We start from the raw sequence: 25,822 nt of genomic DNA on the forward strand, positions 1-25,822 counted from the left end.
AAGGCTTTAATTAAATACCGGTAGTTTCGTTATTGATTTTGCGTATAACCCGGCATGGATTACCTACAGCCACACTATTTTCAGGAATAGAGCGGGTAACTACGCTGCCTGCACCAATAACAGAGTTTTTGCCGATAGTTACTCCGGGGAGTATTATAACACCGCCACCAATCCAAACGTTATCTTCTATTTTAACAGGTAAGGCATAAGTGCGAAAGTACGGTAAGTCCGAATCTTCATGCCAATCGGCAACTAAGCGTTCCGGCGTATTTACCGGGTGTGTAGCGGTATAGATCTGAACATTTGAAGCAATGAGTACATTGTTGCCGATCTCTATTTTGTTACAATCAACAAATGTGCAGTTGATATTGATGATCACATTATTACCGATAGCAATGTGCCTGCCGTAGTCACAATAAAACGGCGTATCAATATTAACGTTGTTGCCAATTTTCCCTAACAATGCAGTTAATATTTTTTCCCTTTCGGCTGAATCTGTACTATCTGTTTGATTGTAAGTTTTGGCCAACTTCCTTGCACTATGTATAATGCCTCGAATTTCGGGGTCAGATGTATTGAAAAACTCGCCATCCAGGCACTTTTGTATTTCCGATTTCATGAGTTGCTAATTAGAAAAACAAAGGTACCCGCAAAATCAAAATAAAATTTTCATCTATCTTAAATTCGTACTTCGGCCCGTAAACTACTCAGGTGCTGTTGGGTCATCCCAAGGAACGAAGCTATATATCCTAAGTTTACACGATTGATGAGATCAGGATTTTCGGCATTAAACTTATCATACCTTTCTTTAGCAGAAAGTGATAACCTATCGAGTCGTAAAGTCTGCATTTTCAACAGTACCTCCTGATGAATAACCCGCGACCAGTTTACAATTTCGATGTTAGTTTCGTATAACCTGTTAAGTGCGTCAATAGGCATCAGGTAAACTATAGCATCTTCTAAAAGCTGCACATATTCTGTAGCAAGCGCGCCGTGGTATAAGGCAGTTGAAGAAAAAGTGATATCACCCTCTCTGCTAAACCAGTTAGTTACCTCATTACCATCCAAAAAGAAATAAGTTCGGGCACACCCTTTTTCTATAAAATATACATAATTGTTCTTTAAACCGGCCTCGGCCAATAAATGATTTTTAGGCAGGCGCTTCATGATAAAGTGCCCTGACAGTTCATCAATAGCAGCATCCGACATCGGATAGCAATGTCGAATACCCCTAATAATGTTTTAAATCTCGTTTAGTTCCACGCGCGCTATAACTATATATTACAAGTGCAATATAGCTGTTAGTGCTTTTAAAGCCATTATTACAGTTATTAACCGGGTTCTTTTTTTCATGAGTTTTGGTAATAGATGAGCAACATTAATATCAGGTAGTCGAGAACGGGGCCTCTTTCAGCTTCTCGCCGCTTTCATACCAATGCTGCCATTCGTCGCTTTTTACATTACCTAACCATTTCGGCCTTCGGGTGTCTGAATTGCGGTAAAAACACGCCCGCGGTAATGATGATATACTGCCGCTATATTAAATAGCGTATGCACTCGCCGGTTTGTTATTATTTAACTGCCGGGGAACTCTATACGAAAACAATTGAGTAGTAAAAATTATTACTATTATTTCTATCTGAATAGTAGATTTAATTCAAATCTGCTATTTTTGTCACGTGATCAATAATTACTCAAATTATTTATGCCTTCGCGTGTATCTGAATTTTAAATCATCTTCGGTAAAAAAGCTTGTTTTCTCTCCAATGGGAAGCCTTTCCTGTTGCTGTCGATTGTTGTCGTTTTTACCCGGGTAACAATACCTGCCACCCTACATTTAAATTCAGATCTCATTATCACTTCCCCTAACTCATCATGCGAAAGCACATTAACGCAGTCCAATTAGCTCAGGCTACGGATGCCGAATTAATAAACTTTACTAAAGAGGGTGTAAAAGGCGCATTCGAAGAAATATATGAAAGACATTGGGGCCAGATGTATATTCACGCTTACAAGATGCTTAAAGATGAGGACGAAGCGAAAGATGTTATTCAAGAACTCTTCGCCCATCTTTGGACCCAGCGCGATGAACTGGACCTTCGCACATCCTTAAAAGGTTATCTATATACCGCGTTGCGTAACCGCATCCTCAATATTTTTGATAGCAGAAAAGTGCGCGGTAACTATATCGATTCGCTGACTATCTATTTTGAAGAGCATCACCTTGTTATTGAAGAGCGTTTCCGCGAAAAAGAGTTAGGTAATATTATTGAACGCGAAATAGCCAATCTGCCCGAAAAGATGAGGTTGGTGTTCGAAATGAGCCGTAAACAACACCTTAGCCATAAAGAAATAGCACTCGAACTGCAGATCTCCGACAAGACCGTCAAAAAGCAGATCAATAACGCTATCAGGATCTTGAAGCTCAAAATATCCTATCTTTTTATCCTGCTTTTATTCCTTCGCTGATCTGTTTCAGCTTTTTTTCAATAAAAAATAAAAATAATTGAGAAAGCCCTACTACCAGGGCTTCGCTAAACTGTCATATACATACAACAGCAATGAAAACAAACCATGCAAACAACAGGGGAGAGGGCGATAACGATGTCCTTACCCGCTATTTAAACGGAACCTGCACCGAAAAGGAGCGGGCCTTGGTTGAGCAATGGTATAATTTAAAAGCGTCAGAAGAGAGTGGATTGCCGGATTACATCGATTTTAAAAAGCTTAAGCAGGAGATGTGGAGCAACATTGATAAACCGCAGACAATAGTACGACCGCTTAAATATAAACTGGCTGGAATAGCAGCCGCGGTTATCCTGCTTTTAGCAGTTAGCATAACCCAGTTGAACCGCGGAATTTTTAGCACCAATACAAAAGAAGTCTGGGTTAAAGTAAAGGCCCCCGACGGTAAAGTGATCAAGATTGATTTGCCAGATGGCTCAAAAGTGTGGCTTAATGCGGGAAGCACGCTGGCTTATACGCCATCTTTCGGGAGAGAGATCCGTACGGTACGGCTTAGTGACGGAGAGGCTTATTTTGATGTAGCACATGATGCGCATAAACCTTTTGTAGTGCAAACCGGGAAGATAAAAACACAGGTGTTGGGCACTTCGTTCAATATTAGGGCGGCGGCCGAAATGAAAAAGATCACAGTAACGGTTTTGGGAGGTAAAGTAGCAGTGATAAAAAAAGGTACCGCACCTTTATTCCTTTTACCAAATGAACAGGCCGAATTTAATAAAGAAACAGGCACTATAGACAAAGCAAGCGTAACTGCAGAAAACACCACAGGTTGGATGGTTGGAAAATACAGGTTTCATAATGAAGAACTGGAAGCCATTACCAGTGAGTTGCAGCGCAGGTATAATGTAAGTTTCATTTTCAAAACAGAGGAGCTTCGCAGTATGCGATTTAATACCGGTTTTAACGCTACGGATCTGCTAAGTGATATACTGAACGACCTGGTTAAAACAGGTAATATCCAATATCAGATCCACAATAACCAGGTAACTATTTCATCATCAACAAAAGCAAATTAATCCCATTAAATATTAATAACCCCTTATAATATGAATATAAATTTCCTTAACAAATTATTGATAAACAAGTTGGCGAGGGTAACATTACTCAGCATTGTGATGATCACCTTTACCTCGTTACTGTTTGCGGAAACCATTAGTGGCCAAACCATTACTGATACTCGCGTTTCGATAAAACTTGAAAACGCGAGTTTAAAAACAGCTTTATTACAGGTTGAACAAAAAAGCGGGTTCATTTTTGTTTACAACGAAAGACTACTAAATCCATATGGAAACTTCACTTTAAATAAGGAAAAAATAACCGTTGCCGATCTGTTGAACCTGTTGCTTAAAAAAACAGATCTTACTTACCAGGTACATGATAATAAGGTACTCATCATCCAAAAAGAAAAACCTAAGCCGGTAGTTCAAAAGCCTGTTGTAGCGATACCTGTTAGCGGCAAGGTAACCGACGATAAGGGCCTCGCGCTTCCGGGTGTTACCGTCAAAGTAAAGGGTGGAAGTGCCGCCGTAGTAACCGATGCCGATGGTAATTATAAGTTAACTGTTAATGAGGCTGATGCTACATTGGTATTTTCATTTGTAGGTTTTAAAACTCAGGAAGTATCATTGGCCGGAAAGCAGGAGTTGAACGTACAGCTGGCAGTATCATCAGGTCAGCTGGATGCTGTGGTGGTTGTAGGTTACGGCACACAGAAAAAAACAAGCCTTACCAGCGCCGTGAGCCAGGTAAGCGGTAATACACTGGTACAACGACCGGTATCAAACGTGCAGCAATCTTTACAAGGTTTGGCTCCGGGTGTTACGGTGTTGGACAGGGGAGGATCGCCGGGCAGATCAAGCGCCACCATCCGGGTGCGTGGTATTACTACCTTTAATATTAACAACAGCAGCACCGGCGGCTATGACCTCAGCAAAAACGACGCTTTGGTTATTGTTGATGGTATTGAGCAAAAGCTAACCGATATCAATCCTGATGATATTGATAATGTATCGATCCTGAAGGATGCTGCCTCCACCGCCATTTACGGTTCAAGGGCTACTAACGGGGTAATCCTCATAACCACCAAAAGAGCTAAGGAAAATAAGCTTTCCATCAACTATAATTATTACTACGCATCGCAAAACGCCATCAATAAACCGCAGATGATGGGCCTTAAAGCCTATATGCGTTTGGAACAGGTTGCCTATACCAACGCAGGAGCCGCTTTGCCTGCACGTTTTACCGATGAATCAATCAATACCTGGGTAAACGCTACCGACAGGGAAAAATATCCATTGCCAAATACCTGGTTTCAAACCATGCTGCACTCGGCACCGCAGCAAAACCACAGTTTATCTATTGCCGGTGGCGATGATAAGATCAAGGCACGGTTAAGCGCGCGCTACCTTGATCAGGATGGCATCGTGGTTAATTTTAAAGACCAGATCAAAGAGGTTAAGCTGAATACAGATTACACCGCTGCAAAGATCCTGAAATTTAGCGGTGACTTGAACTATCGTACTAATTACTCAACCGTGCCAACGGTTGATCCTTTTAACAACTTTTACCATGGTTCATTATGGGCAGTGCCTAAATATCCCGATGGCACTTACGGTTTAAGCACCCAGGGTAACAACCCGCTGATGTTTGCCGAAAAAGGTGGCCTTTCATCACAATACGATGATAACCTGATCGCCAACCTGAAAGCCGAACTGGAGATTTTACCCGGCCTTAAGCTATCTACCCAATATGGTGCACGTGTAGAATACATCCAGCAAAAAAACTTTACCAACTCGTATTCTAATACCGATAAAAACACCAATATCACCAAAACTGTAGCAAACAACAGCCTTACCGAAGTACGCAATAACTTGCGCGAGTACACCTGGAACAACTTGCTTACCTACGATAAAACCATAGGCAAAAGCGCGTTCAGGGGTTTGGTAGGTTATTCTGAAATTTACGATACGCAAAGCTACCTCACAGCCTACCGCGAACGTTTTTACAATAACGATGTGGAATCGATAGGGCAGGGTGCTAATGATGGTACCAAAAGCAATTCGGGATACGATGCCAACTTTGGCCTGCGCTCTTATTTTGGCAGGGTGAATTATGCTTATGATAACAAATACCTGTTTGAAGCCAATGGCCGTTATGATGGTTCATCTAAATTTACCGGTGATAAACGCTATGGATTTTTCCCGTCTTTTTCTGGTGGATGGCGCGTATCACAGGAGGAGTTTTGGGATGGTTTAAAGAATACGGTAAACGATCTTAAATTGCGCGGTTCATGGGGTAAAACCGGTAACCAGTCTGTTGATTTGTATAGCTATTACTCGGCGTTGGCATTAACTACTTATACTTTTGGTGGTACTTCGGCGGCGGGTTACCGTCAGTCAACATTGGCAAATACTAACCTGGGCTGGGAATCAACCACACAGCTTGATTTAGGTTTTGATGCCACCTTTTTAAACAACCGTCTAAGCGTAACTGCCGATTATTATCGCAAAGTAACCAATGATATTTTGCTAAACCTGGGTATCCCGGCAACGGTAGGCCTTAATGCGCCGCCGCAAAATGCAGGCTCAGTTGAAAATAAGGGCTTCGAGTTTAGCGTAGGTTACCACGGCGGTGAATCTGGTTTCAGGTATAACATCAACGCCAACCTTACTATCAACCAAAATAAAGTACTCGACTTGAAAGGTACCGGCCCGTATATTACCGGTTCGGATATCGACCCGCGGTATATTGTAAAAGTTGGCTTACCCGTTAACACACTTTGGGGCTATAAAACCGACGGTCTATTCCAAACCCAAGCCGAGGTGAACAGCTATCCAACTTATGCCGCCAACTCAAAACCCGGTGATGTAAAATATGTAGATCTGAACGGAGATAAAAAGATAGATGCCAACGACATGACTGCCATAGGCAATCCTTTCCCTAAATACACCTTCGGCTTAAGCAGTGATTTTGCCTATAAAAACTTCGATCTAAATTTCCTGTTCCAGGGAGCGGCAAAGGTTGATACCCGCTTATCAGGTGCCCTGGCCGAGATGGGTAACCAGGAAGGTTTTACATCGTCAGTATATACCAACAATTACTGGACGCCCGATAATACCGGTGCACGCTTCCCACGGCCAATTAAGTTTGATCTGCGTAACGTGGCCACTTCTGATAGGCTGATCATCAACGGCTCATATGTTCGTCTTAAAAACATCCAGCTGGGTTACAGTCTGCCTAAAGAAACGGTTAGTAAGCTGCACCTAAGCCGCATCCGGTTCTACATATCGGCCACCAACCTGCTTACTTTTTCAAAGCTGAACGAGTGGAAACTTGATCCGGAAGTGGAATCGGGCAGGGCTACATATTATCCGCAAACATCGCTTTATACAGCCGGTATCAATGTTCAGTTTTAAACATCAACCCCAAATTAACATCATGAAACATACTACATATAAATATTTATTCGCGCTGATACTGGCTGGCGGTCTTTCGTCATGCCGTAAAAACTTGTTGGATTCGTTGCCTAATGATCGTGTATCCGCCAATATATTCTGGAAAACAGAAAACGACGCCTTACTTGCCGATAACGCGCTTTATACAGACCTTGATGGGGTTAGCATTTTTACCTGGGATGCTTTATCGGATATTGCCCATACTAACCAGAATTTCGATACGCAGGCCTTCATTGAGTTAGGGACTTATGATATCGCCAATGCCAAGATATATAATGAATGGTCGGCCGCTTACACGGGCATCCAGGCAACCAATTATTTTCTCGAAAATATAGATAAAGTATCATCAACCAATACTACACTCATTAACCGTTTTAAAGGTGAGGCGAAAGTATTGAGGGCTTATCAATACATCAAGTTGGCAGGCTTTTTTGGTGATGTGCCGCTAATTACCAAAACACTTACCATTGCCGAAGGGCAGCAGGTTACCCGCACGCCGGTTAGCCAGGTATGGGATTTTGTAGATAAGGAATTGAGCGATGCTGCAGCTTTACTGCCTGCCACATACGGAGCTGCCGATAAAGGGCGCGTTACTTCTGGTGCAGCCTGGGCTTTAAAAGCACGGGCCGACCTATGGGCTCGCCGTTACCAACTGGTGGTTGACGCGGCAAACCAGGTGAAAGGTTATACGCTGTACAGCTCATACCAAAACCTGTTTAAATATGCAGCAGAGAATAATTCCGAAGTTATTCTCGATAAACAGTTTTTAAAAGATACCTATTCGAACGGGGTATTCGCTTTGCTGGCACCTTACAGCCAAAAGAACGCGCAGAGTTATTACGTGCCTACCAAGTCACTGGTTGATGCCTACGAAACAGCGGATGGTAAAAACATTAATGATGCAGGTAGTGGCTTTGATCCTTATCACCCTTATGATAACCGCGACCCAAGGCTCAGGTTTTCCGTGTTTGTTGACGGCGATGCTTTGCCAAGCGGTATCGCTTTTAAACCCGCCCCCAACAGTGGTACTGCTGATGCTATTGGAAGCACCTACATCGCTTCAACCACGGGCTACAACATCAAAAAATATATCAATACCGAAGATTACGCCAACCCATCAAATAGTGGCATCAATATCATTTTATTGCGCTACGCGGAGGTATTGTTAACCCTTGCCGAAGCTAAGATCGAGCTGAACCAGATCGATCAGTCGGTTTATGATGCCATTAACACCGTTCGCAATGGCCGGAGCGACGTTAAATTGCCCAATATTGCAACCGGTTTAACCCAGGAACAGCTGAGGCAGATTGTGCGCCACGAACGCACGGTAGAGTTGGCTTTTGAAGGCCTGCACCTGTTTGATATACGCCGCTGGAAAACGGCCGAAACTGTAATGACAGGTCCGGTATATGGCATCACTTACTCAGATGCTACCAATAAACTGGTTACCGTGCAGGTAGTATCTTTTAACCGTGTGTTTGATAAATCAAGACATTACTTGTGGCCTATTCCACAAAAGGAAACCAACCTTAATCCTAATTTGAAACAAAACCCTAACTGGTAAACTGATCATGAAAAAGCAAAATATAAAGCTCATGCAAATAAATAGTTCAACAGCGGGCAAATGGCTGTTTGCCGCCGCCATGTTATTTTTAGCAACAGGTGCAAGAGGACAACAACGCCCCAACATTATTTTTGTACTGGCCGATGATATGGGTTATTCAGATTTGAGTTGCTATGGTAACCCCGTAATTAAAACGCCGTTTTTAGATAAAATGGCGTTGAAAGGAGTGAGGGAAACCAATTACGTAGTTTCAAGCCCTACTTGTTCGCCTTCGCGTGCATCTCTGCTGACTGGCAGGTATGCATCCAGGATGAATATCCCTAACCCGCTTTCGCCCGGCTCGCCGCTTGGCTTGCCGGATCAGGAAGTAACCATAGCCGAAATGCTGAAAAGAGTTGGCTACCGCACGGCCATGATAGGCAAATGGCACCTTGGCGATCATGATGCCTTTAACCATCCAATGGCTCAAGGTTTCGACTCGTATTATGGCTTGTTATACAGCCATGATTATCGCTCGCCTTATGTGGTTACCGATACCACAATCAAACTATTCCGTAACCATAAACCGGAGGTGATCAAACCTGCAGATTCATCGATAGTTGATCTGTACACCAAAGAAGCGGTTAGATATATCAAAGGTCAGAAAAAAGGGAGTCCGTTTTTCCTGTACCTGGCGCATAATATGCCGCATTTGCCGGTAGCCTTTGCATCGTCGAAGAAAAATAAAGGCCGCTCGGATGGCGGTCACCTTGGTGATGTGGTAGAGCAACTGGATGCCAGCCTTGCCGAGATTTGGAGCGTGTTGGAAAAACACGGCCTGGCCGATAATACCATATTCATTTTCTCGAGCGACAACGGTCCCTGGATCGAATTTCCATCACGCATGAGTGGCGACGGCGCAACCAAACATTGGGATGCCGGTACAGCGGGTGTGTTTAGGGGCAGCAAAGGACTGAGCTATGAAGGCGGCGTACGCGAGCCATTTATTGTTTACTGGAAAGGGCATACCCCGGTAGGAGCTTCGCTAACCGGCATGACGAGCAACCTTGATGTGCTGCCTACACTTGCTGAGTGGGCCAACGCGCCACTGCCTAAAGGTCGCACGCTTGATGGGCAATCGGTATCAAAACTATTGCTTGGTAAAGAAGCTAAACCTAAACACCGGGAAATTTATTACTACAACGGCGGAGTATGCGAAGCTGTTAGGCAAGGCGACTGGAAGTACCGGGAAATTAAAGGCAGCAACACCAATATGGGCATTGTAAAACAAGTACAGGAATCAAAAACAGAACTGTTTAACTTAGCTTACGATCCAAGCGAACGTACCAATGTTATTGATGAATACCCGGAAATCGCCAAACAGCTTAAAGCATTGTTTGATAAATACCCGGGTAAAACTGAAAACTAAAATTTAAAGTTTATGAAGATCCCTTTTGCTCATTGCCGATTGTTTATAACTTTTTTACTGCTGTTGCCTGGTGCACTTACATATGCGCAGAAAAAACCAAACATCATTTACATTTATGCTGATGACCTGGGTTATGGCGAGTTAGGTGCTTACGGGCAGCAAAAGATAAAAACGCCCTTTTTAGATGAAATGGCGAAGGAGGGGATCAGGTTTACCCAACATTATACCAGCACGCCGGTTTGCGCGCCGGCGCGCTGTATGCTGCTTACAGGCAGGCATGGCGGGCATTCATACATCAGGGGCAATTATGAGTTTGGTGGGTTTTCTGATGCTACTGAGGGTGGGCAAATGCCCTTGCCTGAGGGTACATTTACCATCGGCCACATGCTAAAACAGGCTGGTTATACAACCGCCGCCATAGGCAAATGGGGGTTGGGTATGAACACTACCACCGGCGATCCCAACAAACAAGGCTTCGATTATTTTTATGGCTACCTTGATCAAAAGCAAGCGCATAACTATTACCCAACCCATTTATGGGAAAACGGTAAATGGGATACCCTGCACAACTCCAGTATTTTTGTACACCGTAAACTCAAAGAAAACGAAACCGATACCGAGGCCTTTAATTATTTTATAGGAAAGGATTACTCGATAGACAGGTTATCGGCCAAAGCGCTTGATTTTATTGGAAAGAATAAGGAGAAGCAGTTTTTCCTGTACTTGCCCTTCACCATTCCGCATTTATCCTTACAAGTGCCACCGGAGGCATTGAAACCTTACCTGGGCCAATTTGATGATAAACCTTATCGGGGTGAGAAGGGATATGCAGCTACCTTACATCCAAGGGAAACTTATGCGGCTATGATCACTTATATGGATACGCAGATAGGAAAGATCTTCGCTCTGCTCAAAAAGTTGAAGCTTGATGAAAATACCATCGTTATGTTTTCGAGCGATAACGGAGCAACCTTTGATGTGGGCGGGGTAGATACCCATTACTTTAACAGCGTGGCCGATTTGCGTGGCCGAAAACAGGACCTTTATGAAGGCGGCATCCGTGAACCTTTTATTGCCCGCTGGCCGGGCAAGATCCCGGCGGGTAAAGTAAGCGACCTTGTTTCTGTTCAGTTTGATATGATGAGCACATTTGCGGCAATAGCCGGTATTAAAGCACCTCAAAACGATGGAATCTCATTGTTGCCAACTTTGCTGGACAAACCCGGTCAGCAGCAACATCCCTATATTTATTTTGAGTTTCCGGAAAAAGGCGGACAGCTGGCTATCCGATACGGGCACTGGAAAGGCGTAAAATCAAACATGAAAAAAGATAGTTTAGCTAAATGGGAACTTTATGATCTGGATAAAGATCCTGCCGAAGCAAATGATATAGCATTAGCTCATACAAATATCACCACCTACTTTGATCAGATCGTTAAAAAAGAACACCGACAAGCTCACATTCACGAATGGGAATTTGTAGCGCCTAAGTTTGAAAAAGGCGATTAATATTACTAATATTTTAAAAGCTCCGGCCAGGTAAATAGTTGATAACCTGGCCGGGGCTCTTTTATTTTTTTTAGAAGCTGTTACAGAAATAGTTTACCTTCCATCACAGTAACTCATGCCGCGCTTACTCAAATGCCATTGCGGGATACGTTTAAATGGATCTTAACGGGCGGCAACATAAGACGACGGTTTGCCATATTTTAACTGATTTTCTCAAAGCCAACCCTCTTTATTAAAAACTAAATGAATATCGGAATGGAATACTTAAGCTACAATATCATTTAATGCACGGAAAAGGTTCTGCGGATATTCGGCGAGGCGATTGCAAAGGTACAGGTACCATTCTTTGCCATACACAAAATAAATTTTCGTTTGATAACCTTCCTGTTGTAAAATTTGAAGCTGTTCGTTGTTAATGCCAAACAAGCTTTCAAATTCGTAATCCACTGAAGAAGGCCTATATTGGTCGACCAATTTTTTTGCTGCCTGCTGGATTTTATCATGATGGGTAGCGATTGAGCATTTGTGACCACGTGCCAGCAACTGTTCTATATAACTCAGGTAAATTTCATCTAATTTTTCTCCCCTTGGCAATGCGAGGTTTTCCGCAGTTTGAAAAGCTCCCTTAACAATACGGATTCGGCCATTTGTTTTAACAACCTCCTTAAAATCATCGGCTGTACGATGCAAATAGGCTTGCAGGGTAATAGCTATATTATTATGTTTAAGAGCCGCCTTTTGGTACGTTTGCAATACCGCATCAGTACGTTCGGTACCTTCCGCACTGATGATGACCTCTGTTCCATACAAGGCGGCTTCGGTGCATATCGCTTCTAAGTTTTGCAGGCACAGATCAGCATCCACTGCCAGCCCGATGTGTGACAGATCAAGCGATACGGTGGCATTCAACCGATCGCTACCGATACAACGGCAGATATTTAAAAACTCTGCCGATGCCTGATTCGCTTCCTCAGCATTCCTGGTGCTTTCGCCCATAAATTCAATGGAGCACTTTATACCGTTTAGCGCATTTATTTTTGCAATTGTCTCATTGAGGGTTTCACCACCGATGTAGCGGTTTGCAGCTTTTTTGAGCAATCCGAACAATAATGGATCTTTTAAGATATACGATTTGGCATTTTCATCTAATGCAGCCTTGCGGAGGGCCGCAGCTCCTAATTTCAATAGTTCCTTTTCCATATTTGAAGATGTATGGCTTTTGCCTGGTTAAAGATCAAATTTGTTGATCTGTTTTTGATAAACTATCCCTTTATTATTGGGGTATTATTTCTAATCTGACTTTTTTATTACATAACCAGAAAAACCTCTCAGGCGAAAGAGAAACCACCAATCTTTCTGTCTCCGCATAAAAAATACAATCGCTCGCATTTCTTCAAGTAGATTAACTGCCAGCAATTCCCGCCCCGGTAATTTTGTCAAAAAAAACAATATGAAATTACTGATCATCAATACCAGCCCGAGAACGCTTCGTTCTAATTCCAGAAGGTTAACAGGCCTATTCGCCTCCTATTGGTTAACCATCGACTCGAAAGCCCCCGTGGTTTATCGTGATCTTGGGCTTGCACACGTTCCGCATGTAACAGAGCAATGGATTGCCGGCGCATTTAAAGCGCCCGAACTGCGTACAGCCGAAGAAGTAAGCGCACTTGCCAAAAGCGATGAGTACATCAAAGAATTGCGGGAGGCCGATGTGATAGCGGTAGGTGTACCCATGTATAATTACGGCATCCCCAGTTCGCTAAAAGCTTATCTGGATCAGGTGATCCGGATAAATGAAACCTGGGTACTCAATCGTGAAAATATCAAAGACCCATACATTGGCCAACTAAAAGATAAGAAGCTGATCCTGATCCTTTCCCGCGGCGCGCAAGCATACGAACAGGGCGGCTACAACGAGCACCTGGATTTTCAGGCTTCTTATTTGCGGGCGGCGTTCAAAATGATGGGGATAAAAGACGTACAGGAAGTGGTGGTTGACGGTGAACTTAACGGCGGTGAGGAATTGGCGAAAACTTTCGAAAACGCCCAAAATCAGATCCGGTTAATTGTTGAGATGCTGGGGATGTCTTGCGAGTTGTATTAAGATTTAATGGTAGTGAGCTTTGTTTGATACCCGTTTTTTACTGTTTTGCGTCGGCTCCCGAAATGGGACGCCGACGCGATAGTTGCTAAGAGCGGATCTATCAACAATAAAATCAATATGATATGGAATTACTGATCTATTCAATAACCCGAACTGTAATGACGGCCTGCGTAGCGGTGATCGTTTACCTGATTGCAGAGAACACCTTTTTTAAATATCCAACTAAATAAAGCATGAAGTAAGTCGGGCCTGGTTTAGTTACACTTAGTTTTCAGTGCAATTAACAGCGTTTAGCCCTCAGCATACTCAGAAATTGTGGTGAGAAACCGAGGAAGGAAGCCAGCATATACTGAGGGATGATCTGCACAAAATTAGGGAATGCATTAACAAACTGTTCATACCGTTTTTCTGCCGATTCACATAGCAGCAACTCTACTTTTTTTAACGATGCCATGTAGGCCTTCTGCATCATCAGCCGGAAGTAATGGTTTAATTCCGGAACCTCTTCAAACAACTGCGCATAATCGGCTCGTTCCAAAATGAGTACTTTGGTTGGCTGAACGGCCTGGATATTGTATTCAGAAGGCCTCCTTGTTTCGAAGCTTTGAAAGTCGCTCAGCCACCATCCGGGTATCCCGAATTGCAGGATTTGTTCTATCCCATCTTCAGTGTTTTTGTATAATCGCAGGCAACCTTCAAGTACAAAATAGTAGGCGTTACAAACTTGATCTTGTGGTAGAAGCTGGCACTTTCGGTCAACTGTCTTGTATTTTAGTTTTTCCACCAATATCGCTTCATGCGTGGTTTCCAGCCGGGTAAACCGGCGGATATGGTCGAATAATATGATGTGTTGTTTCATAACTGCTGATATCTGCATCTAAAATAAACTATCCGCCCGGCTTATTTCTTCAACTACTTTAATTTTTAAAACGCGGGTATTCGGGACTTTTGCCCAAACAAAAAACATAATATAATGAACAAAAGAATTGTGATTAAAGAGCTTGAGCCGAAAGCTTACGAAGCGATGTTCGGTTTGGAAAAATACCTTGGTACTACCAACCTTGAGGCCTCACTGAAAGAGTTGATCAAAATCCGCGTTTCGCAGATCAATGGCTGCGCGTTCTGTATCAACCTCCATACCAAAGATGCCCGAAAAATGGGTGAGACAGAGCAACGGATTTATGCGCTAAGTGCCTGGAGAGAGACACCCTTTTTCAGTGAAAAGGAGATGGCTGTTTTAGCTTTAGCCGAAGAGATCACTTACATCCACAACGGCGGGGTTTCTGATACCACCTATCAGCGCGCTGCCAGCGTTCTTGACGACCATACGCTTGCCCAAACCATCATGGCTATCATCGCCATTAACGCCTGGAACAGGATTGCGGTATCAACCCATCAACAACCAACGTTGGATTAAGAGGTACTTATCAAGCTCCGAAAGTCTGCCGAAACAGGCAGACTTTCCTCCTGTAAGGAAGCATTCAGATCAGGAGGTCCTGGTATCGGCAACCTGGCATAAGCCGCGATGTGCCGCCTCGGCCAGTTTGGTACCTTCGGCAACCATTCTTTTTCCGCCTTCGCTGTTGATCACGTTTTGAAAGGCCTCCATATTTTCATATTGAGCGTAAAGAACAACCGTTTTTCCATCTATCCCTTTATGATAGCTGGCTGAAATAAATCCGGGACATTCGGATATAAATTCATCAGTGCACGAAATTAGAAGTTGTATAAGCGCGTCTTGATTTTCTGGCTTTACCGTGAAAAAGTTAACCAGCGTTAGGCAGTTTTGATCTTTAGAGATTGTGATCATTTTGTATTCTTTTTTTGGTGCTATTTGAAATTTAAAAATCAGTCAAATCGATAACGCTTTGACGGGGTTAAGGTATCCGGAATTTGAAGCACTTTAAGGTTCCAGCATGCATATTTATCAATAGTCCAGAGGATAATATTATATAGCCACAACCAGATATACAATTAATTAATCTGGACTATCTCATTAAGTAAAACTGGTAGGTAAAACGGCGATAAGGCTACTATAATTTCGCCGGGTTATTGATAATAAAAAAAACTGCATTTTGAAAAAGGGCTTAAAATCGATAACTTGAAATCACAAGATGGCTGTTACCGCTGGAATTAAAAAAATGGTTGTAGTAGAGGGATTTGCAAGGTCTGATTTTTTTCGCAAACATTCAAACTTTCATTACCAGACATAAAGCCCTGCGCATGATATTCCGTACTACCAACGCCCACGAAAATAATTAATAGCCATGTTACCATATCAGTCGCTTATCAGCTTTGATGAAAAGATCAATATCCCAATGTACCGTTACATCGCTAACCGGCTTATCGCGCTGATACAACAGGGTAAATTGCTGCCCGGTACATTTTTGCCGGGTACAAGGGAAATGGCCGCGATGATCAACGTACACCGCAATACGGTTATTAACGCTTATAATGAACTGATATCGCAGGGCTGGCTCAAGGCCATTAACCGTAAAGGTTTCCAAGTTATTCCCGAATTGCCTATCGTTAAACCCCGTTCGTTTCATCCCGAACAAAAATACTCCGTTCCGCCGCCACAAAATACCGGGGAGTTTATAGATAACTTTATTGATTTTAGATTTATACCCGCTACAACCCGGCGGCCTGATATTATTGTAAACGACGGCTTTCCAGATATTACCCTTGCACCGGTAGATGAGTTGATGCGTGAATACCGCAAAACAATGAAAGGGGAGGTAATGAAGGGGCTTTTGGCCGAAAAGCAGTATGCCGGTAATGATGAGCTGCGCCAGGCCACCGCGTTATTTCTTAACCAAACAAGAGGCCTCAACATCTCTGCCCCCAATATTCTGATAACCCGTGGCGCGCAAATGGCTATTTATATAGCCGCGTCATTGTTACTCAAGCCCGGCGACGAAATAATTGTTAGTAACCCAAGCTATTTTATAGCTGATGGTATTTTTCAAAATAAGGGAGCACGCATTAATTACATCCCTGTTGATCAGGACGGTATAGATGTTGATGTCCTCGAAGAACTATTACAGCGTAAAAAGATAAAGCTACTTTATGTTATCCCTCATCACCATCATCCAACAACGGTTACCTTAAGTGCTTCGCGGCGAATAAAGTTGCTTAACCTGATACAGCGGTACAAACTGTGGGTGATAGAGGAGGATTACGACTACGATTTTCACTACCATAACAGCCCCATTTTACCACTGGCCAGCGCCGACCACAGCGGGCAGATCGTTTACATAGGTTCGTACAAACCTGATTTTGTATGGAATCTTGTATGTGGCGCAAAAAAAATCCGCGAAATCTGCGAAATTTCGCGGATTTCGCGGGAAGTTTGTGGAGCCGGAGGGAACGTGAAAAATCACGTAATAGGCTCACTTTCAATATCAATATTTTGGCTTTTGACACTGCTCACTGTGTGCTCACCAAATGGCTACTAACAGACCTTATTATGCTACTTAGTTTATTATTATAAATATAGGATTTACAGATGTGTTAAGCAACTATTTTAGTGAAAATGTAGACAAAGAGGAATGCTATCGGGTAGCAATGAGATATTTTAAATTCTCGGGCTTGGTTCAAATAATAGTTACGGATTTGTTTTAACCCAAATTTTCTGCTCTTTTCGATATCTTAAATGGTTTTCAATATGGTACTCACCGAATTACTCACCACTTTATTGACAATAATATACCTGCAAATGCTATATTCAACTATACGAAAGAAGGAAAAAAACCTTAATTTTTCATGAAAACGTCCGTTCGTTTACTAAGGATTTACTTTAAGCCTCTTTAGCCTCACAGAATTATAATAGCATGCTGACTTTAGTCTTCAAATCATTAAATCATCTTTCAAAAAATACGAAAGTCCCCAAAACTGGATATTACAAAGCATTTGATCACTGCTTTCCGGAGAACAGTTTAGAGCGTTCTATTGCACTTTGACCAACTTATCTTTCTGAATTAGACATTTAACGTAATACGCATTTACACAACTCGTTACTCTAAAAAGCACGGAATGGTATGGTCAAGTACGCGGGAATATACAAATACACTCTTAGGTGTTGTCTAAAGCTTGTTCACTTAGCCAAAGTGTTAGAAATAGACATGTGAATGCAAAAGGCTATAATTGACTTAACTGTTATTTTTTTAAGCGAACTTTGAAAATTGACCCCAGCCCGGTACTTGACTCTACGAAAATTGTGCTGTTGAGCAGATAAAGCAAATCTTTCACCGTAGCTAATCCAATACCCGACCCTTTATTATTAAACCTGTCGGCCACGTTGAGCGTAAAGTGATTCGTAAATATTTTTTCGAGGTAAGCCTTTGGGATACCCATGCCGTTATCTTCTATTTCCAGGTGATAGAACTCCACATCCTCGGCAAAGCGTATTTTTATCCAGCCCTCTGGTTTGTCATTGTAGCGGATTGCATTACTCAGCAGGTTGATCAGGATCTGTTCCATAGCAACAATCGAAAAGTTTACCATTTGCTTAGCCGATGGTATGTCAATACGGATACTATCCGGTACCGTCAGCAAGCTTACTATCCTGTTTGTTAAAGCATTGAGTTCAAACTCCTGCCGCTTTTCAAGTAATAAGGCTGGTTTCTTAGAGTAAGCCATCATTTCGTCAACCAGTAGTAACAGGTTATCTGTTGCAGAGATGTTCATGTTTACCAGTCGCAAACAGTTTTCGCTCATGGTGATTTCCTTTCTGGTACGAAGGGCCTGCGAGGTCAGCTTGATGCTGCTGAGCGGGTTTTTAATATCGTGGGCGGCCATCGAAGCGAACTTCTGGATCAATACATTAGCGTTCAATAGCTCCTGATTGGTTTTTTCGAGCAAGGATACTTTACGCTGCAGTTCAATTTTATCCACTACCTGTTTGGCCAGCGCTTTTAGCGCATCAATTTGTCCCTGGCTAAAATCATGCGATTGCTGATCAAGCACACATAAGGTACCTAAAGCATAACCATCTTCATTAACAAGGGGCACGCCCGCGTAGAAAGTAACATTTGCCTCTGTCACAACCGGATTATCTGCAAAACGCTCATCCTGTAAAGCATCCGGTACGATCAGGATCTCATCGGGTGCCGCAATAGCATAGGTACAAAAAGAAAGGTCACGGAAATTTTCAGTTAGGTCAGTACCTATATGTGATTTAAACCACTGGCGTTTTTCGTCAATGAAAGTAATGAGCGAGATTGGTGTACCGCAAATGGCAGACGCTATAGATGCTATAGTGTCGAAATCCTTTTCCTCACCGCTATCAATAATATCGTAAGATTGTAATGCGATCAGCCTTTCAGCTTCATTCTCCGGGACCGGTAACTCTTTTTCTATCATAGCTGAACATCACAAAGATACATTTAATAATCCTTATTCAATATTATGTGAGCGCGCGCTTTACTGGCATCGTATTCGCACTGTGCTAACAAAATAAATATATAACTCTATGGGCAAGCGAATACTCATCCTGGATGATGACCAGGACATTTTGGATGTGGTATCCTACTTGTTGACCGATAGTGGCTTTGAAGTAAAAACACTTTCCACCGGAGAACAGGTGAAAGCTGTGATCAGCGAGTTCAATCCAGATCTTGTACTGATGGATGTGATGCTGGCCGATATGGATGGCCGGGTAATCTGCAGCAAATTAAAGGAAGATGAAAACACACACCATATACCGGTAATCTTGATCTCTGGTACGCACAATCTTTCAGATTCATTAAATCAAAAAGGAGCCCCGAACGATTTTATTCCCAAACCTTTTGACATCGACGTGCTGCTCAATAAGGTAAAAGATCAATTGCAATAGCCTCATATTTAGCACAGTCTGTAGTAAAATAAGGATTTCTCAACCGGGATTGAGTTGTTTGTTAATCGGTTCAGTGCAGGAATCTATACTCCGATATGGGTTAATTGCTGGTAGCTAAGGAGCCGAAGTACTTTACTGATCAGGTCTTCTATATCAAAAGGTTTACGGATATGATCGTTGGCCCCGCATTCTTCAACAATCAGCTCAATATCATTAGCGGTTGAAAGGATAATTACCGGGGTGACCGCGAGGTCTGGTACCTGTTTGATCTTACGGCACAAGCGATGGCCAGGTTTACTGTTGATGAACTCGTCAAGCAGGATCAGATCAGGCTTGAATGAGCTGATCTCAGCCAGATCAGCCGGCTCAGGAATACTTAGCGTTTCAAATCCCTGATCTTCTAAAATGAGTTCCACGATATTCCGGATATCCTGGTCGTTCTCAATGATCAATATTCTCTTCTTCAATGCCAGTGGGTTATAAGTAAATATAGCAGTTTTACAATCAAACAAATTTCCTGTTTTTCAGTTTTTTGAGCATTATGAATTTACAGGATAATGAGCTGTTACATACGATTGTACAAAGCGCCCCGATAGGCATTTGCATTTTGGATGCGTTTACTTTCAAGGCCGAAATGCTCAATGATAAGTTCCTGGAAATTGCGGGTAAACCTAAAGAAGCCATTATAGGAAAGTGGTACTGGGACCCCTTTGCAGAAGCCCGCACATATTATGAAGCTGCGATGGTTGGCGTGGTGCAAACTGGTGAAGCCTACTACGCGGAAGAAGCGGAGCTGATGCTGATCAGGCATGGCCGCGAGGAGATAATAGTTGTGACCTTTGTTTACGCACCTGTAAAGGATGAAACTGGTAAAGTGACCAAATTAGCTATTTGGGTGCTGGAAAACACACGACAGGTTAAAGAACGTAAAGCGATTTCTGCGAGTGAACAACGCCTCAGGGCATTGGTAACTGCCACATCTGATGTGACATATAGCGTAAGCGCGGATTGGCAGATAATGAACGAACTTGATGGACGCGGTTTTTTGAAGGACACCGATAAACCTATTACCGGTTGGCGGGAACGGAACGTTCATTCCGACGATTTAGATAAGGTTAATGCGGCAATAGAAGAGGCGATAAAGGCTAAGAAAATATTTCAGTTGGAACACCGGGTGTTGCGAACAGATGGTTCACCTGGCTGGACATTTTCACGTGCTGTACCTATTTTGGATAACGAAGACAATGTTGTGGAATGGTTTGGTACGGCGAGCGATATCACGCAGCGCAAGCAGGTTGAGGAAGCCCTGCAGGAGGTGAGGCAACAAGCCGATCAGCAGAAAAGGGTTTACGAGGCCATTACTTCAGGCACCCCCGATCTGATGTATGTTTGGGATCTGGATTACCGGTTTACTTATGTTAATGGTGCTTTGCTTTCCATGTGGGGCAAAACATGGGATACCGCCATTGGTAAAGGCTTGCGTGAAAATGGTTACGAAGAATGGCATGCACAAATGCATGAACGGGAGATCGATCAGGTACGGGCTACTAAGCAATCTGTTAGGGGGGAAGTTTCTTTTCCCCACGCAACTTTAGGGAGGCGTATATATGATTATATTTTAATACCAGTGCTAAATGAAACGGGGGAAGTGGAGGCGGTTGCAGGCACTACCCGCGATGTTACCGAGCGTAAGCAAATGGAACAGGCACTTGCGCAAAGTTCAGAGGAATTGCAGGCTATAAACGAAGAAATGGCTGCAACAAATGAAGAACAAGCCGCATCCAATGAAGAACTGACCGCTACGAATCAGGAATTGGCTTCAGTAAATCTGCAGCTACAGGAAGCGCGTAGACAGGTTGAAGAAAGTGAAACTGCACTTCGCCTTGCAATTGAAGCGGCAAATTTTGGCACATGGTTCATCAATTCTGAGACAAGAGAGTTTATTACAGACACCCGCTTAAAAGAACTTTTTGGGTATTACCCTGACGAGCCACTAAGCATCGAGCAAGCTATTGCCCAGATCACTGAGGAATATCGTGGATTTGTGTCGAATAAACTGGAGAATGCCATTTATAATCACGGCGATTACGATGTAACTTATCCCGTAAAAGGTCTGCATGACCAGCAGCTGCGCTGGCTGCGCGCCATAGGTAACCTGCAGGCTGATCCATCCGGAGCATTTTCAGCATTTACCGGCGTAGTAATGGACATTACCCAGCAACATTTGGCCGCCCAAAAGATGGAGGATAGCGAAAAACATTTCCGTTATCTTGCAGATCTGGTGCCCGCTAAGATCAGTAATGCTTTGCCCAGCGGCGAGGTTACTTTTTTTAATAAACAATGGCTGGATTATGCCGGTATGAATTTCGAGGACCTGCGTGATTTTGGCTATCACGCTATGATGCATCCGGATGAGATCCCGGAATTCGTAGAAAAATTAGGTGAAGCAGCTACGAAAGGAATGGCGCTGGAGAGCGAAATGCGTTTTAAAGATATTAATGGCAACTATCGCTGGCACTTGAATATTGTCTCACCCGTGTTAAATGAAGAAGGCGAGATCACTATGTGGGTTGGCTCGACTACCGATATCCAGCGAATGAAGGAAGAAGAACAACGAAAAAGCGATTTTATAGGCATGGTTAGCCATGAGTTGAAAACGCCGCTTACTTCGCTGAACGCATACCTTCAGGTAATGCTGGCCAAACTCGGTAAAGCGGATGATCAGTTCATTGAGCGTTCCCTGGAACAATCTGCTAAACAGGTTAAAAAAATGACCGCCATGATCAATGGATTTTTGAATGTTTCCCGATTGGAATCAGGTCAGATTGCCATCATTAAAGAACCGTTCGATATACAGGAACTTTTTGCGGAGGCACGTGAAGAAGTTAATCCTATGCACACTGCGCACACTATCACTTTTGCCTGCAAATCATCGGTGAGTATTTTTGGCGACCATGATAAGATCGGTCAGGTATTGAACAACCTGATCAGCAATGCGGTCAAATATTCCAGGCCAGGCACGGAAATCGTTGTTAACTGCAGGCTTGAAAATAAGCAGGTGGTAATTTCGGTAAGTGATGTGGGGATCGGCATCAAACCTGACGACGTTAAACATGTCTTCGACAGGTATTACCGTGCTGATTCCCTGGGACATGTATCGGGGTTCGGTATCGGGCTTTACTTGTGTGCCGAGATCATCAGACGGCATGATGGAAAAATATGGGTAGAAAGCCAGATAGAAAAGGGCAGTACTTTTTATTTCAGCTTGCCGCTAAACTAAATGTAATTCATGTAGTTTCGTTGTTTAACAAGGATGATTCTCAATAATTTGGCTCGAATAATGTCTATCGTAAATCTGTTATGATCAACCTTATATCTTAATTGGAAAGGATCGCGACCCATTGTATCTTAGCCTGATGGAACAAGTGCTTAACTGCCTGGTAATTGACGATGATCCGGATGTGAATGCCTATGTATGCGAAATGGTAGATCAAATTCCATTTTTGCATTTGGCAGGATCATACAACAATGCTCCCGGGGCTTTGAACAGGCTGGAAGCAGGCGGTATCGGTTTACTGGTGCTGGATATCAATTTACCTGGAATCGATGGGGTTACTTTTGCCAGTACCCTGAAAGACTTGCCAAGGGAGCATGTACCACGCGTAATCCTTATCAGCGGCTCCAGGGATTACGCTATTGATGGTTATAAAGTGGATGCTGTAGATTACCTGGTCAAACCATTTTCCTATGAAGACTTTTACCGGGCAGTAGCCAAAGTACGGACGTTAGCGAGTGTGCCTAAAACCTCGCCAGCCGATGAGTATTTGTTTTTAAAAGTGGAACATTACCTGATCCGTGTAAATATTAGAGAGATCTGTTACGTAGAAAGTTTTAAGGACTACGTTAAAGTATTTACCGGCGACCAAACGATAATAGCTTTATCTACTCTAAAAGCTATGGAAGAACGTCTTTCAGGAAAGCGATTCATGCGTGTGCACCGTTCTTTTATCGTCAACCTTGACAAGATCGAACAAATTCAGCACTTAACCATCAGGTTTGGAAAAACCATCATCCCGGTCACTGAGCAATACCGCGAGGCTTTCAAGGCCGAGTTTCGCGAATGGCTCTAACGGATGAGAGCTGGTTTTCGTCGGCCGGAAATTCGTTTTGGTCGAAGCGGCTTGCCAACTAATTATCTATGGCGTTCATTTGAGCATAATTTAAAAGAACGACCATGAAAAAGATAATAATGATTGCCCTGATGCTTGGTTTAGGAACCTTTGCCCGGGCTGCTGAAAAAAATGATTCTACCAAACGCGATACGGTGAAGATTAACAATCAGTTACGCAAATTAAATGAAAAGCTGACCGATCTGCAGGCGGAACTGACCAAAGTTCAAAACCGTTTGCCTGATGAACAGGCCGCTGCCGAAGAAGCATCAAAAAGTTCAAGTAAAGCACAGGAAAAAAGCCGAAGTGAAGCGTCTTCTGCTGTAGGCGGTGATACCGGTGACGCGCGTAAAGCGGCCAAAGCAGCAAAAAAAGCGGCGAATGAAACAGGCGATGCGGAAGATGCTGATAATAAAGTAAAAAAAGATCAAAAAAAGATCAAAGACCTGAATAAAGATATCGAAAAGATTAGAGAAAAGATCGTGAAGCTGCAACAAGATCAGGTCTGAAACTTTATGAAGGATATAAGTGTTCAATGTCAATCAACACATGGCAACAAAGGCAGGAAATTTTTCAGGGATAATTAACCGGGTTTTTATTATTTTCCTGTTGTTCACCTTTTTGGTGACAACAGGATCTTTTGTTTTAAGGCGCGCTATAACGCATAAACTCGACAAATTAGCTGAGCAATTAAAAACTCCTTCTTACCGTCAGGGGATCACCGCGCTTTTGGTAGACCTGGATGTTGCGGAGAACAATTTCCAGAAAGCTGCGGCTGACGGAAGCCCGGCCGATCTGGCTATTTATCAGCGGCGATTGGATACGATCTTTCGCGGAATGAATTTGATCATTGATCATTACCGGCAGGGTGGGGACAGTTCCCTACCGGAAAGCCGCAGGCAACTTGAACAAAAGCTGCAGCAAAAACTTAATTTATCGAGACAGTTATTCGGCCTAAGGAAAAATTTTGATTCGTTACTTCGGGTCACCACTTTTGACCGCATCCATAACCGGGGTGATCTCCAGCATACATCATCTGTGCTCGTTAGTGCCGATACCATCGTAACCACAAAAAAGGAAACAGTAAAAAACAGTTTGCTGCGCAGGCTAAAAGATGCATTTCATACCACGCAATCGGTGAAAGTACTCACGGTACACCAGCGTCAACGGGAAAAGGCCGGCCTTTCGAACGTAGCAGCAAAACGATTGCTGGCCGAACTCGGCTCGCAGTATGGACGGATGGCATTGTCCGGACAGGCGCTGGTAACAGCTAACCTTAATTTGTTGAACCAACTGCGGCAATTGACGCGGCAGTTACAGGATATAGACCAAATTGCTTATGAACAAAGCAGGGAAGCGACTTTAAAAGCTTATGCTTCAGCAACAGGCGACCTAAATACGTTTACCGGCATCTCGCTTGTGGCCGTTTTGATCTTTATCGTTTTACTGGTGATCTATGTTCGCCGTGCCGGTTGGGCGGAACGGCGGATACGCGTGGAAAATAGCCGCGCTGTACGGTTGGCCGGTCAAAAATCGGAGATCCTGGCCATTATGAGCCATGAGATCCGTAATAAGTTAATGGCTATCAATGGTGCGGTTTTTACAATGAAAAAAACAGTATTGTCAGCTCAACAGGAACAGAAGCTGGGGGCGATCACGCTGGCCTCAGGCCTTGTATTGGAAACGATCAATAATGTATTAGATGCCAGCAAGCTGGAGCAGGGCTATGCGGAAACGCGGCAAAGCGGGCCTTTTAAACCAAGAGAAGCTATAGCCGAATCAATCGAAGCAATGCGTTTTATGGCTGAAAATAAAAACCTGCAATTGAAATTATTATGGAATGGGCACTCCGACACCATTGTTGAGGGTGATAGTTTTCGTCTTAAACAAGTATTGTTGAATTTATTAAGCAATGCCATTAAATATACTGATCAGGGAAGCGTCTCAGTGACAGCTGAACTTGTAGAACATAGTCCCGGTTACCAATTAAGCGTGGTGGTTAGCGACACCGGCTCGGGTATTCCCGCAAACAGGCAGGCGCAGTTGTTCACGCCATATTACCAGGCCGGAGGGCAAAAGCCCGGCACCGGCCTGGGGTTGTATCTGTGTCGCGAGTTGATCCACGGTCAGAGCGGTGAGATCTCCCTCGAAAGCGAAGTGAATCAGGGAACAGTTATATCTTTTTGGATCCCTTATAAAATATCAGAGAACCTCCTTGTTATGGATTAGTCGGGAAAAAATGGCTTCGCCTG

The 25,822-nt window shown here is 43.3% G+C and carries 21 protein-coding genes; 14 read left to right on the forward strand and 7 right to left on the reverse strand.

The window, feature by feature from the left end:
* Positions 1–10: 10 nt before the first annotated feature.
* Together AAFN85_RS17205 and AAFN85_RS17210 are read right to left on the reverse strand one after the other, a co-directional pair.
* Complete coding sequence (locus tag AAFN85_RS17205) at positions 11–619, reverse strand: sugar O-acetyltransferase (protein ID WP_347528842.1); 609 nt, start codon at positions 617–619, stop codon at positions 11–13.
* 59 nt (positions 620–678) lie between these two features.
* A complete protein-coding gene (locus AAFN85_RS17210) occupies positions 679–1,209 on the reverse strand; it encodes a Crp/Fnr family transcriptional regulator (protein WP_347528843.1) in 531 nt (176 codons plus the stop codon).
* A gap of 666 nt (positions 1,210–1,875) precedes the next feature.
* Between AAFN85_RS17210 and AAFN85_RS17215 the strand changes: the two genes are divergently transcribed.
* The 6 genes from AAFN85_RS17215 to AAFN85_RS17240 all read left to right on the forward strand — a co-directional run bounded on the left by AAFN85_RS17215 (position 1,876) and on the right by AAFN85_RS17240 (position 11,461).
* Positions 1,876–2,469, forward strand: coding sequence for an RNA polymerase sigma-70 factor (locus tag AAFN85_RS17215; protein ID WP_347528844.1), 594 nt, complete (start codon positions 1,876–1,878; stop codon positions 2,467–2,469).
* Positions 2,470–2,561: 92 nt separating this feature from the next.
* Positions 2,562–3,542 (forward strand): FecR domain-containing protein, encoded by a 981-nt coding sequence (locus tag AAFN85_RS17220; RefSeq protein WP_347528845.1) that lies wholly within the window; start codon positions 2,562–2,564, stop codon positions 3,540–3,542.
* Positions 3,543–3,572: 30 nt separating this feature from the next.
* Positions 3,573–6,941: a TonB-dependent receptor gene (locus tag AAFN85_RS17225; protein WP_347528846.1), complete on the forward strand. Its 3,369-nt coding sequence runs from the start codon at positions 3,573–3,575 to the stop codon at positions 6,939–6,941.
* A 22-nt stretch (positions 6,942–6,963) separates the two neighbouring features.
* Complete coding sequence (locus tag AAFN85_RS17230; RefSeq protein WP_347528847.1) at positions 6,964–8,544, forward strand: RagB/SusD family nutrient uptake outer membrane protein; 1,581 nt, start codon at positions 6,964–6,966, stop codon at positions 8,542–8,544.
* Between the two features lie 7 nt (positions 8,545–8,551).
* The gene (locus AAFN85_RS17235) at positions 8,552–9,952 is read left to right on the forward strand and encodes a sulfatase (protein WP_347528848.1); all 1,401 of its coding nucleotides are present in this window, start codon (positions 8,552–8,554) and stop codon (positions 9,950–9,952) included.
* 12 nt (positions 9,953–9,964) lie between these two features.
* Positions 9,965–11,461, forward strand: a complete 1,497-nt coding sequence (locus tag AAFN85_RS17240; RefSeq protein WP_347528849.1) for an arylsulfatase — start codon at positions 9,965–9,967, stop codon at positions 11,459–11,461.
* A 264-nt stretch (positions 11,462–11,725) separates the two neighbouring features.
* On the opposite strand, the gene AAFN85_RS17245 is transcribed toward AAFN85_RS17240, so the two are convergent.
* Positions 11,726–12,661 (reverse strand): proline dehydrogenase family protein, encoded by a 936-nt coding sequence (locus AAFN85_RS17245; RefSeq protein ID WP_347528850.1) that lies wholly within the window; start codon positions 12,659–12,661, stop codon positions 11,726–11,728.
* Between the two features lie 250 nt (positions 12,662–12,911).
* Between AAFN85_RS17245 and AAFN85_RS17250 the strand changes: the two genes are divergently transcribed.
* Positions 12,912–13,565 carry an NAD(P)H-dependent oxidoreductase gene (locus tag AAFN85_RS17250; RefSeq protein ID WP_347528851.1) on the forward strand — a complete coding sequence of 218 codons (654 nt, stop codon included), beginning with the start codon at positions 12,912–12,914 and terminating at the stop codon, positions 13,563–13,565.
* Positions 13,566–13,845: 280 nt separating this feature from the next.
* Here AAFN85_RS17250 and AAFN85_RS17255 read toward each other — a convergent pair whose 3' ends face one another.
* Positions 13,846–14,424 (reverse strand): Crp/Fnr family transcriptional regulator, encoded by a 579-nt coding sequence (locus AAFN85_RS17255; protein ID WP_347528852.1) that lies wholly within the window; start codon positions 14,422–14,424, stop codon positions 13,846–13,848.
* Between the two features lie 114 nt (positions 14,425–14,538).
* Here AAFN85_RS17255 and AAFN85_RS17260 point away from each other — a divergent pair, with 114 nt between their 5' ends.
* Entirely contained in the window at positions 14,539–14,982 is a 444-nt protein-coding gene (locus AAFN85_RS17260) for a carboxymuconolactone decarboxylase family protein (protein ID WP_347528853.1), read from the forward strand.
* Between the two features lie 69 nt (positions 14,983–15,051).
* On the opposite strand, the gene AAFN85_RS17265 is transcribed toward AAFN85_RS17260, so the two are convergent.
* The gene (locus AAFN85_RS17265; protein ID WP_347528854.1) at positions 15,052–15,375 is read right to left on the reverse strand and encodes an antibiotic biosynthesis monooxygenase family protein; all 324 of its coding nucleotides are present in this window, start codon (positions 15,373–15,375) and stop codon (positions 15,052–15,054) included.
* A gap of 457 nt (positions 15,376–15,832) precedes the next feature.
* On the opposite strand from AAFN85_RS17265, the gene AAFN85_RS17270 reads away from it, so the two are divergent.
* A complete protein-coding gene (locus tag AAFN85_RS17270) occupies positions 15,833–17,023 on the forward strand; it encodes a PLP-dependent aminotransferase family protein (protein WP_347528855.1) in 1,191 nt (396 codons plus the stop codon).
* Positions 17,024–17,723: 700 nt separating this feature from the next.
* Here the strand turns inward: AAFN85_RS17270 and AAFN85_RS17275 are convergent.
* The gene (locus AAFN85_RS17275) at positions 17,724–18,929 is read right to left on the reverse strand and encodes a GAF domain-containing sensor histidine kinase (protein WP_347528856.1); all 1,206 of its coding nucleotides are present in this window, start codon (positions 18,927–18,929) and stop codon (positions 17,724–17,726) included.
* Between the two features lie 109 nt (positions 18,930–19,038).
* Between AAFN85_RS17275 and AAFN85_RS17280 the strand changes: the two genes are divergently transcribed.
* Complete coding sequence (locus tag AAFN85_RS17280) at positions 19,039–19,401, forward strand: response regulator (protein ID WP_347528857.1); 363 nt, start codon at positions 19,039–19,041, stop codon at positions 19,399–19,401.
* 83 nt (positions 19,402–19,484) lie between these two features.
* Here AAFN85_RS17280 and AAFN85_RS17285 read toward each other — a convergent pair whose 3' ends face one another.
* Positions 19,485–19,868 (reverse strand): response regulator, encoded by a 384-nt coding sequence (locus tag AAFN85_RS17285; protein WP_162996362.1) that lies wholly within the window; start codon positions 19,866–19,868, stop codon positions 19,485–19,487.
* 74 nt (positions 19,869–19,942) lie between these two features.
* Here AAFN85_RS17285 and AAFN85_RS17290 point away from each other — a divergent pair, with 74 nt between their 5' ends.
* The 4 genes from AAFN85_RS17290 to AAFN85_RS17305 all read left to right on the forward strand — a co-directional run bounded on the left by AAFN85_RS17290 (position 19,943) and on the right by AAFN85_RS17305 (position 25,799).
* A complete protein-coding gene (locus tag AAFN85_RS17290) occupies positions 19,943–22,681 on the forward strand; it encodes a PAS domain S-box protein (RefSeq protein ID WP_347528858.1) in 2,739 nt (912 codons plus the stop codon).
* A 136-nt stretch (positions 22,682–22,817) separates the two neighbouring features.
* Positions 22,818–23,531: a LytTR family DNA-binding domain-containing protein gene (locus tag AAFN85_RS17295; RefSeq protein WP_347528859.1), complete on the forward strand. Its 714-nt coding sequence runs from the start codon at positions 22,818–22,820 to the stop codon at positions 23,529–23,531.
* Between the two features lie 104 nt (positions 23,532–23,635).
* Positions 23,636–24,079, forward strand: a complete 444-nt coding sequence (locus tag AAFN85_RS17300; protein WP_347528860.1) for a hypothetical protein — start codon at positions 23,636–23,638, stop codon at positions 24,077–24,079.
* A 100-nt stretch (positions 24,080–24,179) separates the two neighbouring features.
* A complete protein-coding gene (locus AAFN85_RS17305) occupies positions 24,180–25,799 on the forward strand; it encodes a HAMP domain-containing sensor histidine kinase (RefSeq protein ID WP_347528861.1) in 1,620 nt (539 codons plus the stop codon).
* Positions 25,800–25,822: the final 23 nt, after the last annotated feature.

Origin of the sequence: Mucilaginibacter sp. CAU 1740 (assembly GCF_039839285.1) — a bacterium.
Classification (GTDB): domain Bacteria; phylum Bacteroidota; class Bacteroidia; order Sphingobacteriales; family Sphingobacteriaceae; genus Mucilaginibacter.